The sequence below is a fragment of the Thioclava sp. F28-4 genome (genome assembly GCF_002020045.1).
Taxonomy (GTDB): domain Bacteria; phylum Pseudomonadota; class Alphaproteobacteria; order Rhodobacterales; family Rhodobacteraceae; genus Thioclava; species Thioclava sediminum.
In genome coordinates this window covers 189463-206211 of record NZ_MPZQ01000002.1, presented here as the reverse complement: position 1 = coordinate 206211, position 16749 = coordinate 189463, and the positions used below count along the sequence as shown (strand labels likewise).

Annotated in this window: 18 protein-coding genes; 7 read left to right on the top strand and 11 right to left on the bottom strand. The window is 65.0% G+C overall.

Going from position 1 to position 16749, the window contains the following annotated elements; genetic code table 11:
• Positions 1 to 2: 2 nt before the first annotated feature.
• The 5 genes from BMI87_RS05765 to BMI87_RS05745 all read right to left on the bottom strand — a co-directional run bounded on the left by BMI87_RS05765 (position 3) and on the right by BMI87_RS05745 (position 5925).
• On the bottom strand, positions 3 to 1079 hold the full coding sequence (locus BMI87_RS05765) for an alcohol dehydrogenase family protein (protein WP_246832653.1): 1077 nt from the start codon (positions 1077 to 1079) through the stop codon (positions 3 to 5).
• Positions 1080 to 1186: 107 nt separating this feature from the next.
• A complete protein-coding gene (locus tag BMI87_RS05760) occupies positions 1187 to 3481 on the bottom strand; it encodes an arginine/lysine/ornithine decarboxylase (protein ID WP_078520219.1) in 2295 nt (764 codons plus the stop codon).
• Positions 3482 to 3611: 130 nt separating this feature from the next.
• Positions 3612 to 4343 (bottom strand): anti-sigma factor domain-containing protein, encoded by a 732-nt coding sequence (locus BMI87_RS05755; RefSeq protein WP_078520218.1) that lies wholly within the window; start codon positions 4341 to 4343, stop codon positions 3612 to 3614.
• Complete coding sequence (locus BMI87_RS05750) at positions 4340 to 4894, bottom strand: sigma-70 family RNA polymerase sigma factor (RefSeq protein WP_078520217.1); 555 nt, start codon at positions 4892 to 4894, stop codon at positions 4340 to 4342. Before BMI87_RS05750 ends, BMI87_RS05755 begins: the two co-directional genes overlap by 4 nt.
• A 143-nt stretch (positions 4895 to 5037) precedes the next feature.
• A complete protein-coding gene (locus BMI87_RS05745) occupies positions 5038 to 5925 on the bottom strand; it encodes a LysR family transcriptional regulator (RefSeq protein WP_078520216.1) in 888 nt (295 codons plus the stop codon).
• Between the two features lie 102 nt (positions 5926 to 6027).
• Between BMI87_RS05745 and BMI87_RS05740 the strand changes: the two genes are divergently transcribed.
• Positions 6028 to 6525, top strand: coding sequence for a lactoylglutathione lyase family protein (locus BMI87_RS05740; RefSeq protein WP_078520215.1), 498 nt, complete (start codon positions 6028 to 6030; stop codon positions 6523 to 6525).
• Positions 6526 to 6764: 239 nt separating this feature from the next.
• Here BMI87_RS05740 and BMI87_RS22675 read toward each other — a convergent pair whose 3' ends face one another.
• Positions 6765 to 7436, bottom strand: coding sequence for an MBL fold metallo-hydrolase (locus BMI87_RS22675; RefSeq protein ID WP_078520214.1), 672 nt, complete (start codon positions 7434 to 7436; stop codon positions 6765 to 6767).
• Positions 7426 to 7899 carry a MarR family winged helix-turn-helix transcriptional regulator gene (locus tag BMI87_RS05730; RefSeq protein ID WP_168175169.1) on the bottom strand — a complete coding sequence of 158 codons (474 nt, stop codon included), beginning with the start codon at positions 7897 to 7899 and terminating at the stop codon, positions 7426 to 7428. Before BMI87_RS05730 ends, BMI87_RS22675 begins: the two co-directional genes overlap by 11 nt.
• A gap of 281 nt (positions 7900 to 8180) precedes the next feature.
• On the opposite strand from BMI87_RS05730, the gene BMI87_RS05725 reads away from it, so the two are divergent.
• The 6 genes from BMI87_RS05725 to minE all read left to right on the top strand — a co-directional run bounded on the left by BMI87_RS05725 (position 8181) and on the right by minE (position 13459).
• Positions 8181 to 8960 carry a DUF4394 domain-containing protein gene (locus BMI87_RS05725; protein WP_146681517.1) on the top strand — a complete coding sequence of 260 codons (780 nt, stop codon included), beginning with the start codon at positions 8181 to 8183 and terminating at the stop codon, positions 8958 to 8960.
• Positions 8961 to 9178: 218 nt separating this feature from the next.
• A complete protein-coding gene (locus BMI87_RS05720; RefSeq protein WP_078520211.1) occupies positions 9179 to 10495 on the top strand; it encodes a hypothetical protein in 1317 nt (438 codons plus the stop codon).
• Positions 10496 to 10498: 3 nt separating this feature from the next.
• Positions 10499 to 11308, top strand: coding sequence for a hypothetical protein (locus BMI87_RS05715; protein WP_078520210.1), 810 nt, complete (start codon positions 10499 to 10501; stop codon positions 11306 to 11308).
• 230 nt (positions 11309 to 11538) lie between these two features.
• Positions 11539 to 12303 (top strand): septum site-determining protein MinC, encoded by a 765-nt coding sequence (gene minC, locus BMI87_RS05710; protein ID WP_078520209.1) that lies wholly within the window; start codon positions 11539 to 11541, stop codon positions 12301 to 12303.
• Entirely contained in the window at positions 12300 to 13142 is an 843-nt protein-coding gene (minD, locus tag BMI87_RS05705; RefSeq protein ID WP_078520208.1) for a septum site-determining protein MinD, read from the top strand. The genes minC and minD overlap by 4 nt, the downstream gene beginning before the upstream one ends.
• A complete protein-coding gene (gene minE / locus BMI87_RS05700) occupies positions 13139 to 13459 on the top strand; it encodes a cell division topological specificity factor MinE (protein WP_198453191.1) in 321 nt (106 codons plus the stop codon). The genes minD and minE overlap by 4 nt, the downstream gene beginning before the upstream one ends.
• 6 nt (positions 13460 to 13465) lie before the next feature.
• Here minE and BMI87_RS05695 read toward each other — a convergent pair whose 3' ends face one another.
• The 4 genes from BMI87_RS05695 to BMI87_RS05685 all read right to left on the bottom strand — a co-directional run bounded on the left by BMI87_RS05695 (position 13466) and on the right by BMI87_RS05685 (position 16747).
• Entirely contained in the window at positions 13466 to 14377 is a 912-nt protein-coding gene (locus BMI87_RS05695) for a DMT family transporter (RefSeq protein ID WP_078520207.1), read from the bottom strand.
• A 134-nt stretch (positions 14378 to 14511) separates the two neighbouring features.
• The gene (locus BMI87_RS22490; RefSeq protein WP_168173966.1) at positions 14512 to 14676 is read right to left on the bottom strand and encodes a hypothetical protein; all 165 of its coding nucleotides are present in this window, start codon (positions 14674 to 14676) and stop codon (positions 14512 to 14514) included.
• Positions 14673 to 15791, bottom strand: coding sequence for a YeeE/YedE family protein (locus tag BMI87_RS05690; RefSeq protein WP_078520572.1), 1119 nt, complete (start codon positions 15789 to 15791; stop codon positions 14673 to 14675). Before BMI87_RS05690 ends, BMI87_RS22490 begins: the two co-directional genes overlap by 4 nt.
• Before the next feature lie 14 nt (positions 15792 to 15805).
• Complete coding sequence (locus BMI87_RS05685) at positions 15806 to 16747, bottom strand: sulfurtransferase (protein ID WP_078520206.1); 942 nt, start codon at positions 16745 to 16747, stop codon at positions 15806 to 15808.
• Positions 16748 to 16749: the final 2 nt, after the last annotated feature.

Genomic DNA, 16749 nt, shown 5'->3' with positions numbered 1-16749 from the left:
CCTCAGGACGCCGGGATCAGCACGATCTTCCCGGCGTGGTGTTTTTCCTGAAACACTTTTTGCGCCTCGACGATCTGATCGAGCGGGTAGGTGGCGGCCAGCAGGGACCGGATTTCGCCCTTCTCGACATAGGCGATCAGGTTGCCGAAGATGGGCTCGTCCCATGCGGTGCAGCCGATCAGGGTGATGTCCTTGAGATACAGGTCGCGCATGTCGAGCTCCACGACCGGTCCGGCAATCGCGCCCGATGAGGCATAGCGCCCGCCGCGTCGGAGCAGTTTCAGCATCGTGCCGAATCCCGGCCCGGCGACGTTGTCGATCACCACGTCCACGCTGTTCTCGCCGATCGCCGCTACGGGGTCGTCCTCGCGGCAGAGCACTTGGTCCGCGCCGATCTCCAGCACCATCTCGCGCTTGGCGGCGCTGGTGATGGCGACCACCTCCGCGCCGCGCCGTTTGAGGAGCTGGACCAGCGCCGAGCCCACGCCGCCCGAAGCGCCGGGCACCAGCACGCGCTCGCCCGCGGTGACGCCTGCGCGGTGGATCATGTTCTCGGCGGTGCCATAGGCGCAGGGCAGGGTGGCGAGTTCCGCGTCGCTCCAGTCGCTGTCGATGGCGAAGACTTCGTCCGCGGGCACTTTCACATATTGGGCGAAGGCCCCGTCGAAATTGGAGCCGAGCCAGACCGTGTCCATTGAGGAGAAATCTTTCTCGCGCATGCAGGAGCGCACCAGAACGCGGGTGCCGATCAGAGCCGCATCGCCACCGTCGCCCACCGCGACGACCCGGCCGCAGCAATCGGTGCCTTGGATCAGAGGGAAGGGAGTGGCCCCGCTCCAGCCGCCATCGGCATGCTCGGCGTCTTCGCGCGACTCCTGCGTGCCGGATTTGACGTCAGAAGAGTACCAGCCCAGCCGCGTGTTGATGTCGGTATTGTTGATGCCCGCCGCGAGCACCTGCAGCAGCACCTCGCCGGGCCCCGGTTCGGGCATCGCGACCTCGCGGTAGTCGAGCCGCTCGTAGCCGCCCGTTCCCGTCGTGACCGCGGCCATCATCGTGACTTTGGGCCTGTCGCTCATGCTGCTTTCCTCTCGAAACCGATCCGTCTGAGGAATGAGTTAGGGCGCGGTCGGGATAAACCGAGCCGCGCCCTGATATTGAGCCACGGAGCTTGATCGGGCCCGCCTCAGCGCGCCACGCAATCCGCGAAGTAATATGTCTGGCCGTCCTCGCCGGTCTCCGTCACGAGGCCGTGGATATCGGTTTCGAAGCCGGGACATTCGCGGGCGAATTCGCGGTTGAAGCGCAGGTAATCCACGATCTTCGCGTTGAAGACCTCACCCGGGATCAGCAGCGGAATGCCCGGCGGGTAGGGGGTCACGAGGCTCGTCGTTATCCGGCCCTCCAGCTCGTCGATCGAGACGCGCTCGGTCTTGCGCCGCGCGATATGCGAGAAGGCCTCCGACGGGGTCATCTCGGGGTGATGGTCGGTCAGGTAGATCTCGGTCGAGAGCCGCGCGACGTCGTATTTCGCGTAAAGCGAATGGACGTGCTGGCTGAGATCCTTCAGGCCCATGCGCTCGTAACGCGGGAACTTCGCCGAGAACTCCGGCATCACGCGCCATAGCGGCTGGTTCTTGTCGTAATGGTCCTTGAACTGCTGCAGCGCCGCCAGCAGCGTGTTCCAGCGGCCCTTGGTGATGCCGATCGTGAACAGGATGAAGAAGCTGTAAAGCCCGGTCTTCTCGACCACGACGCCATGCTCGGCGAGGTATTTCGACACGATCGAGGCGGGGATGCCGCTGTCGTCGAAACGCCCCTCGATATCGAGGCCGGGGGTGATGATCGTGGCCTTGATCGGGTCGAGCATGTTGAAGCCCGGCGCCATGTCGCCAAAGCCGTGCCAGCTATCCGAGCCGGTGGTTTCGACACCCTCGGCATCGGTCTTCTTGAGAACCCAGTCGCGGGTCGCGGCCATCCCGTCGCCATCGGCGCGGAAATCGGTCGGGCCCCAGACCTGGAACCACCAGTCCTCGGGGCCGTATTCCTCTTCGACCTTCACCATCGCGCGGCGGAAATCGAGCGCTTCGACGATGCTTTCCTCTACCAGCGCGGTGCCGCCCGGCGGTTCCATCATCGCCGCCGCCACATCGCAGCTTGCGATGATCGAATATTGCGGGCTCGTGGAGGTGTGCATCAGGTAGCTCTCGTTGAAGAGATGCCGGTCGAGCTTTTCTTCCTTGCTGTCCTGCACCAGCACATGGCTCGCCTGCGAAATCCCGGCGAGCAGCTTGTGCACCGACTGCGTCGCATAGGTGATCGACTTGGCGGTGCGCTCGCGCTTGCGGCCCATCGCGTGATACTGGCCGTAGAACGGGTGGAAGGCGGCATGGGGGATCCACGCCTCGTCGAAATGCAGGTTGTCGACCCAGCCGTCGAGCATCCCCTTGATGACTTCGGTATTATAGAGCACGCCGTCATAGGTCGACTGCGTCAGTGTCATGATCCGGGGCTGGACATTGTCGGTGTCGTAATCGGCCAGTAGCGGGTTCGCCTTCATCTTGGCGCGGATCGCCTCGGGCTCGAATTCCGAGCGCTGGATGGGGCCGATGATGCCCCAGTGGTTGCGCGTGGGCTTGAGGAAGACCGGGATCGCGCCGGTCATGATGATCGCGTGCAGAATCGACTTGTGGCAGTTGCGGTCCACGACGACCACATCGCCCGGCGCGACCGTGTGGTGCCAGACCATCTTGTTCGAGGTCGAGGTGCCGTTGGTCACGAAGAAGCAGTGATCGGAATTGAAGATCCGCGCGGCATTGCGCTCGGAGGCGCCGATCGCGCCGTTATGATCGAGCAGCTGGCCCAGCTCCTCCACCGCGTTGCAGACATCGGCGCGCAGCATGTTTTCACCGTAGAACTGGTGATACATCTGGCCGATCGGCGATTTCAGGAAGGCGACGCCGCCCGAATGGCCCGGGCAGTGCCACGAGTAGGAGCCGTCCTCGGCATAGTCGAGAAGCTGCTTGAAGAAGGGCGGCTGGATGCTCTCGAGATAGCTTTTCGCCTCGCGGATGATGTGCTTGGCGACGAATTCGGGCGTATCCTCGAACATGTGGATGAAGCCGTGCAGCTCGCGCAGAATATCATTGGGCAGGTGGCGCGAGGTCTTGGTCTCGCCATGCAGGAAGATCGGCACATCGGCGTTCTTCCAGCGCACTTCCTCGATGAAGGCGCGCAGTTTCTCGACCGCCGGGTCCAGTTCGGGACCGGAGGAGAATTCTTCGTCGTCGATCGCCAGCACGAAGGCCGAGGCGCGGCTTTGCTGTTGGGCGAATTGCGACAGGTCGCCGTAGCTGGTGACGCCGAGCACTTCGAACCCGTCGGCCTCGATGGCTTGCGCGAGTGCCCGGATGCCGAGACCGGAGGTATTCTCGGAGCGAAAATCCTCGTCGATGATGACAATCGGGAAGCGAAATTTCATCAGGGGGGTCCTCTCTCGGGCCTGTCTGGGTCGGGCGAATGGGGCGCGTGCGCCGCGCCCTGTTCATTTCAGCCGAATATAGGCAAGGTCAAGCCCGTGCGGGAGACCCTCCCGCACGGGCAAGGCCGGATCAGCTCTGGATATGGGCGAAGCCCTTGCCGAGGATCGGGCCGGTCGGGCGCCCCGTGGGCGAGCCGCCCGCGGGTTCCAGCGTGATCTCGTAGAGCTGCTGCGGCGCGGGAGCGGGCAGGTCAGGGCCGGTCAACACCGCAGGCGCCACCCGGTCGAGCGTGCCGAGCGACACCGGGCCCGTTTCCGGCGAAGGAAGGGTCCAGGCCTGAATGGTCTTGTCGGAGGGCAGCGTCACATCGGCTACGAAGCGGATCTTGGCGTCGCGATTGCCGTAATCCTCGATCACGGCTTGCGGCTCGCCCGATGCGTTCATCAGAACAGCGACCACGCGCGGCTCAGGCGTCGGGCGCAACGTGCCTGTGCCCAGCCCCACCGCAAGGCCGATGATCCCCGCCGCGATCAACCAGCGCCGCTTCGGGCGCGGGGCTTGCGGCAAGTTGTCGGCTTGCGGTGTGACCGGCGTGATCGTCACCCCCCGTGGGGCCGCGTCTTCGCGCGCCGGTTCCGCCGCGATGCGTTCGCGCAGGCGATCCATGAAATCGTCGGGAAGCTCGGCCTTGGGCGCGGAGAGGTCGAGCGGGAGCAACCCGTCGCGCAGCGCCGCCACGCGGGCCTCCAGCGCAGGGTCGCGCGCCAGCAGTTCCTCGAACAACTCGGCTTCGGTTTCTCCGAGCAGGCCAAGGACGTAATCATCTGCGATGGCGTTGAGGTCGGTCCGGTTCAGGCTCATGACAGGCACTCCCTCAGGCTGGCCAATCCGCGCCGGATCCAGCTTTTCGCCGTCCCCAGCGGCACCGATTGGCGCGCGGCGATCTCGCCATGGCTGAACCCGCCGACATGGGCAAGCAGGATCGAGTGGCGGCTGGCGGGGTCGAGCGCCTCCAGGCAATCGCGCAGGCGGCTGGAGCCTGCGAGCATCTGCCAGCCCTCTTCGGGCACGCTTTGCTCGCGCGCATCCTGCAACGCCCCCAATTCCTCGGGCGAGAGCAGGCTCAGTCGTTTGCCGTCGCGCAGAATGTTCAGGCAGCGGCTGCGCAGGACGGTATAGACCCAGCCCTTGGCCGAGCCGGGATTGCCGCTGAATTGCCCGGCCTTGCGCCAGATGCGCACCAGAGCCTCCTGCAAGGCTTCCTCGGCTAGATCGGTGCGGCCCAGGATGCGCTTGGCCACGCCCAGCATACGCCCGCCTTCCAACGCCACCAGCCGCTCAAGCGCGCCCGCATCGCCCTCGGCGCAATCGTGCAGCGCCTGCGCCACGGGGCAGCTTTCCGCTTTCGTCATAAACGCTCCCATGTTCCGCCTGCCGCGCGGCGGTCTCTCCCGGACCAAGTTCTTCACGATTTTCTCCCGTTTCCAAGCTCTAGACCCGCGAAACAGTCGATTGGATGAAAATAATCTTGGATTTTGGTCGAAAAGCGTGGCGCTCAACGCAATTGCCGCGCGGCTTCGGCGATCATCTCTTGCGTATGGAGCACCCGCGCCGGGGCGCTGCGACCGCGCCGGGAGGCCAGCCACAGTTCGTGCCAGCGACGCTTCGGTAGAGGGACGACAGAGAGCTGCGCCTTGTCCGCAAAGGCCTCGACCCCACTGCGCGGCAGGAGGGTGTAGCCGATCCCCTTGGCTACCGGGGCAGGGATCTGCCCAATCTGGTTGACCGAGCCGCGCAGGCGCAGCCGGTCAGCGCCGGGATAGTCCTCGGGGAAGTTCAGCTTCAGCAGGTCGTCGGCATAGGCGTAGCCGTCTGGATGGGCGATGAAGCCGTGCGCGTCGAGATCGGCGAAGGTGGCGGGCGGCGCGGCCCCGGCAGGCAGCAGGAGGCACAACTCTTCGCGCCCGATATGCTGCGCCTCGAGCCGCGCGTGATCCGGGTCCGTGCCGAGCACGCCGAGGTCGAACCGTCCCTCCAGCAGTCCCGCCAGAATATCCGCCTGTGGCGCGGCCTGCAGATGGACGCTCAGCTCGGGCGCGCTTTGCATCCACTCCAGCAGGATCGGGTAGAGCAGCATCGCGAAACTGCCTGAACAGGCGATATGCACCGGCCCCGCATCCCGGTCATCGGTCTCGATTGCGTCGCGCAGGCGTTTCTCTTCGGCCCGCCGCGACAGGCCGAGCGCGAAAACCGCCTCGCCCGCCGGGGTCAGCGTGAAGCTCTTGCCCTGCCACGTGATCAGCTTTTGTCCGACCTGAGCTTCCAGCTTCTTGAGGTGCTGGCTCACGCCCGGCTGGGTCATGTGCAACCGTTCCGCGGCGCGGGTGAAATGCCCGGCCTCGCAAAGCGCGGTGAAGGTTTCGAGCCAGGTTGCGTTGAGCATGAGGGATAACAGATTGTTATTGTTCAGATGAAATATGATAATTTCACATGAAAGGTGTGGCAATCCATATCGCTGTCATCGCAACCTGAAAGGAGCCTTGAGATGGCAACCACCCCGCGCACCTTCTCCCATATCGGCCTGTCGGTCCCCGACCTTGAGGCTGCCGTGAAATTCTATTCCGAGGTTCTCGGGTTCTACGTCGTGATGGAGCCCTCCGAGGCCGTCGAGGATGACAGCGCCATTGGCGTGATGTGCACCGATGTGTTCGGGCCCGGCTGGGGCTCGCTGCGGATCGCGCATCTGTCGACCGCCGATGGCATCGGTATCGAGATCTTCGAGTTCCCTGGCAATTACGCGCCCGAGGACAAGCTGGAACACAAGCGCCACGGCACCTTTCATTTCGCCGTGCAGGACCCTGATGTGGAAGGGTTGACCCAGCGCATCGTCGACGCCGGCGGGCGGCAGCGGATGCCGATCCGGGAGTACTTCCCCGGCACCAAGCCTTACCGCATGGTCTATGTCGAAGACCCGTTCGGCATCGTCTTCGAGATCTACAGTCACAGCTATGATCTGACCTATTCGGCGGGCGCCTACGTCTGATTTCTCACACCGGCCCCGTCACTCATGGGGCCGGTGTTTCCTTTGCCTCGCAGGGGCCGCGCACGACCTCGCGGAAAAATTTGGGGGTGTCCGCAAATCGTGTTGGTTCGCCGCATGTTCGCCGCTACGACCAGGGCAGAGGGTCCTTTGGTGGACCATCGACAATGAACACTGATGACCCGGAATGCGCCTCTCGGGCATGTGGTCTGCGACGGCACGGAACGACTTCCCGCAATCCTTCAGGCATTCTCCCCGGCTTCAAGCCGCCCGATGATCCGGTCCAGATTCGCGGCGGCCTCCTCGCGGGTCACGGCATAGCCGTAAGGCTCACCCTCCTCGACGCCCCAGGGCACGAGGATATCGAAGTCGATCTCCTTCAACAGCGCGAGGCTGCTCAGATAGGCCGCCCGATCGCTATCGCCGAGGAGAACCGCCTTCCACTCCCCACCTTCGACCCAGAGGCTGTCGCCCGGGAAGAGGAGGCGGTGCTCGCCATTGTCCCAGAGAAACATCGTGGTTCCGGCGGTGTGGCCCGGCGTCGGGATGATTTCCAGGTCATCATCGATCATCTGGCGTTCCGAAAAGGTACCGGCGATCGGCATGTCGACCCTGGAGCGGTCCGCCTCGTTGATCCAGACGGGCACATCAAGGCGGGGCGCGCCAAACATCGCCTCGTGATGGTGGTTCATGAGAAGACGCCAGGGCCGCCCCATCTCGCGTATCTCGTCGGCAGCTTTGCTGATCCCCGGGGCGTTGTAGAGGATGACGTTGCCCTGCGGCCTCTCGAGCACGAAGGCGCGGACCACGACGCCTTCGAGGAAAGGCAGCGGTGCGCTCGGTGACCCGTACAACCCTCGGATCGTGGATTGCAGTCCTCGGGAGGTGTCGTCGAAGGTGAGATCATCCGTCATCGGTCGTTCTCCTTTGCTTTCGGCCATTCAGGTCATGGCGTCCGGTGCGTGCGGCGTCCGCCGCTGGCGGCGCGGCTGAGAGGTGCGCCTCGATGCGGCGGAGTGCCTGCGTCGTCGCGGCGATCTTGTCACGCTCCAGCCCGACACCACTCAGGGCCGCCGCCCAGTGCTCGCGCATGCGAAGGCTGTTCTTCTCCGCCAGTTCGGTTGGGTGCAGATGCGCGATGCGCGCGTCTTGCGGATCGCTCCGCCGCTCCAGCAAGCCCTTCGCCACCAGGCCCTTCAACACGCGTGCAAAGTTGCTGGTCGGTAGTCTGCAGGCATCTGCGGCTGCCCGGGCAGATACCCCGGGGTTTCGCCCCACGAACCGCATCACGCTGATCTCGATCGGGGTGCAGGGGCCCGGTTCGAGATCGAGCGGCGCCGGGAGCCGCCGCGCCAGCGCGTGGACGAGATCAACCAACTCGTAAAGCTCCGTGGATCGTCCTTCACCCATGTTCCCCACCGAATGTTATTATCAGATAGCTGTCATTTAATAGCTAATGGTGCAACGTCAAGGACGCCCTGCTTTCAAGCGGGTCCAAGTGAGAGGAGTCCTGTGCACGGAAAGGGTGACCAACACGATTTGCGGCCGCCCCAAAAAAATTTCGATTTCCTGCATCCGATCCGCATCTGGCCGGGTCTAGGGGGGCATGGACGGCGCGAAAGGCGCTTGCCGCGAACAGGGAAACGAAAGGAATAACCATGCTGAAACTGACCCTCTCGACCGCTCTCGTCACCGCAATGGGCGCAAGCAGCGCACTGGCGGCCTCGGCTATCGGCCTCGTGGGCGACAAGACGCTCGTGATGTTCGACACCGACACGCTCGAAGTCACTGGCACGATGGATGTCACCGGCACCGCGAAGCTGCACGGGATCGACCTGCGCCCGTCGAACAAGACGTTGGTCGCGGTGGATGCCGATCAGGCGCTCTACACGATCGACATGGAAAGCGGCGCTGCGACGAAAGTCTCGCAGATGGACAAGATGCTGCCCGTGGACGGGCCGGTGATCGTCGATTTCAACCCGAAGGCCGACAAGCTGCGCTTCATGTCGGGCACCACCAATCACCGCGTCAATGTCGAGACCGGCGAAGTGACCGTCGATGGCAGCCTCGCTTATGAGGAAAAGGACATGCATGCGGGCGAGGCCCCGGCGATCGCAGCCGCTGCCTATGCCAACAGCTACGGGATGCCCGACAGTACCGCGATGTATGACGTGGATTCCACCATCGTCGCGCTGATCCAGCAGACCTCGCCCAATGACGGCACGCTCGCCGCCATCGGCAAGTTCGGCATCGACATGCCGGGCGAGGGCTATGCGTTCGACATCCAGACCACCGAAGACATGAAAAACACGGCGTGGCTCGCCACCGGGAACATGCTCTACACCGTCGACCTCGAGAGTGGTGAGGCGATGGGCAAAGGCATGGTCGAAGGGGTCGGCGGCAACATCCGTGACTTGACGATCCTGCCGGCGATGTAAGTGGGGCGCCGGTTGTGGCCGGTTCGTCAAGACGAGGCCACCCGGAGTCCCCCGGGTGGCCTCACCAATTCGGGTGCAGATCACGCGCGAAACCGCCGCAAGCGGGCGCGCGCAGGCGCAGGCTGAAGTAAACTATTCTTTCCAAACCCTTAAAATTCACGTCGCCGTGCCCCAATTGTGATCAATTCCGATCCCATTCCCGAGAAGGGCGAGCGCAGATGACAGATCCTAGAAAAAGACTGAGCGCGGCCGAGACCAAGGGCCTGCGCACCGCCAAGGAATTGGAGGGCCATCTTGCCTGGCTCGACACGATCACGCCGGCGGCGCTGGGCGTGCTGGCGATTGCCTCGGGGATCTACACCTATCTCGGTGTGTCCTCGATCCTCGAGGATAACGGCGCGATGAGCTTCTTCGCGGCGCTGGCCTATTCCATCGCCGTCTCGGTCGGGATCTTCGTCTTCTGGAGCTACATGCTGCGGCTTTTGCCCGCGATGCGCACGGCGAGCGGCTTTGTCGGGCTGACGGTGTCGACCATCGTGGGCTCTCTCGCCATCGTCGCGATGTCGAGCTGGCTCAATGCGGCGGCTCTGGCGGGGTCGGCGGCGGTGGAGCAGCATCTGGACACCACCGTGCGCGACTACCAGTCCGCGCTGGAGCAGGCTCATGATATCGCGCTCTCGGCGCAGGCGCTGGGCCGCGAGGTCGAGCGTGCGCGCGCCGCCTTCGAGGCGCTGGCGGATCAGGAACAGTCGGGCCAACTTTCGGGCACGGCAGGGCGGGGCGCGGTGTTCCGCGTGCTGACCCAGAAGACCGAGGAACTGGCCAATCTCGAAGAGCAGATCCGCGCGCAGCAGCCGCTGATCGACGACTCCTTCGAGACCGGCAACCAGATTCTCGGGCGGATGCGCGCGCTGATCGTGGCGCCCGGTCCGGTGGAGAAACGCTCGGTCGAATTCGCCGAGCAGAGCGTGCGACTGGCGGGCGTGATCGCGCGGCTCGATCAGCTTTCCGTCGCGCCATTGGTGGCCCGCGCGGCGCAGGATTTGCCCGCCTCGGTCGTGCTGCCGGAACTGGACGGGCGCACGACCAATGTCCGCGATGCGCAGTCGTCGACCATCGATTCCGTGCTGGAAGCGCTCGATCAACGGGGCCGCACGTTGGAGCGCGCCGCCGACGAGGTTCTGGCCCGCGATCCGCCGATCCAGACCGCCTATAACCCGATCACCAGCGCCGAGGCCGTGATCCGCTACGCGGGCAGCTTCGTGCCTTCCTGGGCCGGGGCGATTGCGATCGACCTGCTGCCCGCCGTGCTCGTCTTCGTTCTGGCGGTGACGCAGGCCGCGATCCGATCTGGCCGCGACGGGCTGCCGATCGAGGAGACGCTGACGCTGGCCGATCTGAAGGCCGCGCTGAACGCGATGCGCGATGTCGAGCAGACGATGGGTGGCGCGGATGCCGAGATGCTCAAGCGGGTGTCCGAGAAGGTCGATCCGCCTGCGCCCGCGGATCCGCCGCCGCGCCCTGCGGAGAGCTGAGCGATGCGCCTGTCGCTTCCGCGCTTTGACCGGTTCGACGTGCGCCGTTGGCTGCGCGTCGTGTTGCTGGTGCAGGTCGGCATCGCCGTGGTGATGATCGCGGGCGACTGGCTGGGGCGCTATCGCCCGCAGCCGCCCTCCGCCGTGCCGGAGATGACCACGCCGGTCGCGCCGGGCGATCAGCGCCGCCGCTTCGATCCCGCGCGCCCGACGCCGCGCCGCGATGCGCCCGCGCTGCCGCCGGGGATCGAACTGCCGTCGAACTATCCCGACCGGCTGACCTTCGAGCGCGAAGAGGTCGAGGGCATCGGCTCGGTGCTGCTGCTAAACGGGGCCATCGCGCCGGGCGATGCGGATCGGCTGGAAACCTATCTCGCGGGTCTCACCGAAGGCGACGCGCCCGAGGAGGCCCCGGCGACGATCGCACTCAGCAGTCCGGGTGGCGAAGTGACCGAGGCGCTGGCGATTGGCCGCGTGCTACGTGAAGCCGAGAAGAACACCGTGATCCTGCCCGGCATGGCCTGCATGTCGGCCTGTCCCTATGTTCTGGCTGCCGGCCAGGAACGTCGTGTCTCGCCCGACGGATATGTCGGGATGCACCAGCACTATTACGACGAGAACCTCTACATGCCCGCCTATTTCGCGGTCGAGGAAATCCAGCGCGGGCAGGGGCGGACGATGGAATATCTGATCGACATGGGCGTCGATCCCGGCGTGATGATCTATTCGCTGACGACGCCGCCGGAGGATATCTACATCCTGCTGCCCGAGGAGCTTCTTGACAGCCAGCTCGCGACGGCGATGCTCGAGTGATCCGGCCCGGCGACACGGCCTGACGACGTTGGGTCAATCCGCGATCCCGGCCTGCGTCTGCGCCTGAACACGAAAACTTCGTCTACTTCTGGTTGACGGCAGGATTTAGCCGAGTAGAGAGGCCATCGCGATTTTGTGCTGGCGTTTGCAGTGCGTGATCCGACACAACAAAGAAAAACAACGTGGGTGCACGATGCGCCCCGACTCCTGAGCAGAAGCGAGCTACCCTCGTGTCAGATACCCTATCTCCGACCGGGCAGAAGCCTGCGCCGGTCTCGGTTCAACCTTTCCAGTTCCGCGGTCTGTTCCTGACCGCCATCGCGCTACGGCTCGAGACAGACGCGCCTGATGACGTGTTCTATGCCGCGCTCGATGCGCAGCTTGCGAAGACGCCGCATCTGTTGGCTGGAGCGCCGATGGTGCTCGATTTCGCGCAGGTGCCGGAGTTCTCGAAACCGGCCGACGTGCGCGACATGATCGACAACCTTTTCGCACGCGATCTGCAGATCTTCGGGGCGCAAAACGCCACCGAGGCGCAGCTAAACGCCGCAAAAGGCTACGGAATTATTCCGATCAAGGTGGGCCGCGAAACCGCGATGCCCGAGCCGAAGCCGCAAAAGCCGCAAAACCCGCAGCCCGCGGCGAAGCGGGCGGCCCCGCCGGTCCCGCGCAACAAGGTCGTGCAGACGCCGGTGCGCTCGGGCCAGATGATCGTGGCCGAACATGGCGATCTGACGGTGATCGGCTCGGTCGCGTCCGGCGCAGAACTGGTCGCGGCGGGCAACATCCACGTCTACGGCACGCTGCGTGGACGGGCGATGGCAGGCGCACATGGCGATGAGAGCGCGCGCATCTTCTGCCGCCAGCTCGACGCTGAATTGCTCGCGATCGCGGGCCTTTACAAAACGAGCGAAACCATCCCCGCGGAGCTTCGTCGCAAGCCCGTGCAGGTTTTCCTCGACGATGACAAACTCTGTGTGGAGGCGTTCGAATGACGCAACTCAAGGACGATTCGCCGCTCGGCAAGGTGATCGTGATCACCTCGGGCAAGGGGGGCGTGGGCAAGACCACTTCCGCCGCCGCAATCTCTGCCGGTCTCGCCAAGCGCGGCCATAAGACCGTCGTGATCGATTTCGACGTGGGCCTGCGCAACCTCGACATGATCATGGGCTGCGAGCGCCGCGTGGTGTTCGACTTCATCAACGTCATTCAGGGCGATGCACGGCTCAAGCAGGCGCTGATCAAGGACAAGCGGGTCGAGACGCTCTCGATCCTGCCGACCTCGCAGACGCGCGACAAGGATGCGCTGACGCAAGAGGGCGTCGAGAAGGTGCTCGACGAACTGCGTCAGGAATTCGATTACATCATCTGCGACAGCCCCGCCGGGATCGAGCGCGGCGCGCAGCTCGCGATGTTTTTCGCCGACGAGGCGGTCGTCGTGACCAACCCCGAAGTCTCCTCGGTGCGCGACAGCGACCGGGTGCTGGGCCTTCTGTCGTCCAAGACCCGCCGCGCCGAAAGCGATGGCGAGCCGGTCAAGGCGCAGGTACTGCTGACCCGTCACGACCAGTCGCGCATCGACAAGGGCGAGATGATGACGGTCGAGGACGTGCTGGAGCTTCTGGCGGTCCCGCTGATCGGTATCGTGCCCGAAAGCACCGCCGTTCTGCGTGCGTCGAACACCGGCATGCCGGTCGTGCTCGACGAGCCGTCGAGCGCGTCGGCTGCCTATGACGACGCGGTCTCGCGCCTGCTGGGCGAGGATATTCCGATGCGCATTCCGGGCGAGAAGCGTCCCGGCTTCATCGGTCGTCTCTTCGGGCGGTCCGCATGAGCCTGTTCGGTTTCTCGCTCAAACCCCGCCGCGCGAAATCGGCGCAGACGGCCAAGGACCGTCTGCAGATCCTTCTCGCGCATGAACGCGGAAGCGGGTCGGCGCAGGCCGACTACCTTCCCGATCTGCAACGCGACATCCTCGCGGTGATCCGCAAATACATGCAGATCGAAGAGGATGGCGTCGATATCCGGATGGAGCGCAACGACGATATCTCGAGCCTCGAGATCAATATCGAGATGCCCTCGGATTCGGAGAAAGCCGCCAAATCCGCGAAGTCCGCGAAACCGGCCGCCAAGTCGGCTGCCCGGAAGTAAGCGTTACTAGAGATGCTCCGGCGCGGCGGATTGGCTGCGCCGGAGAACGCTTTGCCGATGGCCCGCGTGCCAGAGATAGAGCGCCAAGCTCCCGATCACGATCGCCCCGCCTGCCAGCATCGCGCGGCTCGGAGCCTCACCCGTTCCCCACCAGACCCAGATCGGCCCGAGGATCGTCTCGAGCAGCATCAGCAGGCTGACATTCGAGGCCGAGGTGTAGCGCGAGGCGAAGGACAGCGACATGAACGAGATCGGCAGCACCACACCGCCCGCCAGCGCGATTGCCCAGATTTGACCGCCCGTCACGGCCGCACCTCCCGTCCAGAGCAATGCTGAAAGTCCGGCCAGCCCGGCCCCGGAGCCGACGGCAAGCAGGATCGGCAAATGCGGATTGCGCCGGATCGTGACGAAAGTCGTCGACAGGCTCAAAGCGACCCCAAGCCCCGCAAGCGCGCCGTAGATCGAATTGCCGCCCACGCTCGCCGGGGCAGGGCCGAAGACGGCCAGACCGATCCCGCTGAGAACGGCGGCGATCGCGAGCCATGTGGACCAGTGGGTGTTTTCACGCAGGAGCAGCCGGGACAGCAGCGCCGCGAAGACCGGCACGGTCGAAACGCTGAACAGCACGACCGACACCGGGGCGGCGGCGATCCCCACGGCAAACAGCGTCATGTTCGAGAAATGGCAGGCGACCAGCACCAACCCCGCGCCGCTGGCGAGCGCGCGCAAGTCCCGCTTCAGGTGTCGTCTGCGCAGGGTGATGGAGGTCAGCCACATCGCGCCGCCCATCAGCAAGCCGCGCCACATCACCATCTGCGCGCCGCTCATCTCCGACCAGCGCATCAGCAGCGTGTCGGGCGAGATTGCCAGCGCGCCGAACAGCGCGAGGAATATCCCGAACATCGGATGTCTGGTCATGATGGGGCTCCTTTCGCGCGGACCGCGCGTCTGGCGATCTCTAGCGGTCCGCGCGCGCGGTTCCAAGGCCGGGCAAGAGAACACCGGCCCGAGGGAAGCGGGCCGGTGTCCCAGATCGCAAGGATTTTGGGAGATCAGTTCGGCAAGGCTCCGCAGAACCCGCCGCTTGCGACCTGACCGGATCCGAAGGCAAAGGCCGGTGGGGCTTGGTAAGGATTGAGCGGCGCCCCGATCAGATCGGCGCCGATCAGAAGAAGCAGCCCCGCGAGGGCGGTGAAGGCAGTCGCTTTCCGGGTCATGCGCGTGCCTCCAATCCAAGGCGGGGCCGTAGCCAGATGCCCAGATAGGCGCCCGCGAAGGCGGCGGCGAACCAGACCCAGCCATGCAGGCTGCCGGTCGAGATCCCCGAGAAGAAGGCTCCAACGTTGCAGCCGAAAGCCAGTCGCGAGGAATAGCCCAGCAGGAAGCCTGCGATGATCGTCGCGGCCCAAGCGCGGGCCGGATAGCTCGGCAGTTTCTGCGACAGCCCGCCCTGACGCCAAGCGGCGACCCCGAACGCGCCCGCGATCAGGCCGATATCGGTGAGCGAGGTGTAGTCGGTCAGCAGGCTCTCCTGCACGCGGGTGATCGAGCCGGGGGCCGCATAGAAGGCCGATTGCGTCAGGTCGAAGCCCATTCCGTTCACGCCTTTGGCGACCCAGAGGCCCAGCCCGTAGACCACGCCCCACGGTTGCCCCGCGACCAGAAGGTTCGCGATGGCGAGGGCTGCGAGGACGAGGGCCGCGATCACATAGCGCCGCGGCAGGCTCCGCGAGCCACGCTTGCCGAGGAAGAAGACCGTGGCCGCGACCAGCCCGAGAAGAACCAGCGTCACGGTCAGCCCGCTCGTGCCGCGCAGCGTCAGGATCGGCAGCGCGCCGAGATTGGTCCACCAGATCAGCCCATAGGCGCCGAAGAAGCTGCCGATGGCGAAGAACGGGAGCGCGAGCAGTCCGATCGGGTTGCCCGAGCCTGCGTTCACAAGCGTGCCCGAGCCGCAGCCCATCACGACCTGCATCGCCGCGCCGAAGACAAACGCGCCGCCGACCATCGCGAAGCCGATCGGGGCCTGCGCGCCGGTCAGCTCGCCCGGATGGCTCGAGATCGCCGGGATCGCGACGATGGACACCAGCGCGATGGCCAGAAGCTGCGCGAGGATGCCCGCAGGCTCACGCCGCACGATCATCGCGCGCCAAGGGCCCGCAAAGCCGAAGCGCAGCCCTTCCAGCGCGATACCGAAGCCCAGCCCGATCACCAGCATGAAGCCGTAGCGCGCGCCGCCGAACAGCGCGAGGGCCGCGACCGCTGCAAGGGCTGCGAGGATCAAAGCACTGCGCCGGGCGATTCCGCCCGACGCTGCCTGCCGTTCAAGAATGGCAGTGTTCATCATCAGCCTCCGGTGAGCTGGTTGAGCAGGTTGCGCAACAGGCCGGGCGTGTTCGCCATTTCACCATCGGTCTTGGAATATTCCACCATCGACCCGGGATAGAGCTTCACGTTCTCGATGCCTGCGAGCTCGGACATGGCGAACCAGTCGGTCGCCGCCCAGTGCCCGGTATTGCAGAAGGACACGACCTCTTCGCCGTCCTTGATGCCCAGCTGCTCTTTCAGAGCGGCCGCATCGGTTTTCGCGTCGATGACCGTCGCGCCCGAGCGGAAAAACTTGGTGTAGGGCAGGTTCTTGGCGCCGGGCAGGGTGCCGGGACGCGAAGCGGCGGAGTGCGCTTTCTTGCCCTCATAGAAGGCGGGCGGACGCGCATCGACGAGCACAGCCTTGCCCTTGCCGTTGACGACATCGCTCACGGCGGGCGTCTCCGCCGTCCAGCGGTCATTCCACGTCAGATCGAGATCGGTGGGCATCAGGTTCTCGGTCACGTCCGACATCGGCAGGCCCGCATTGGCCCAGGCGGTCGTGCCACCGTTCAGGATCGACAGATCGGTGAAACCGGTGCTTTTCAGCGTCCAGTAGACGCGTGCGGCGGCGCCGAAGTCAGTGTCGGTATCGCCCTGCGCGATGATCACGATGGGGCGGTCGGGCTCGAGGCCGATCTGCTCGAAGGACGCCTGCAGCTTCGTGATCGGCGGCACTTGGCCGGGATTGTTATCCGGGCCGCGGAACAGCGAATAGGGTGCATAGACGGCTCCGTCGATATGGCCTTTTTCGTAGCTGCCGGTGCGAATGTCGAGCAGCACCGGATCGACGGTGTCGATCTCGGCGTTCAGCTCGCTCGGGGTGACGAGTGGGCCGAGATCGCTGGCCATCGCAGAGCTGGCGGCGAAGAGAGCAGCGCCGGTCGCGACGGCTGCGGAAATACGTGCGAGACGGGTCATGG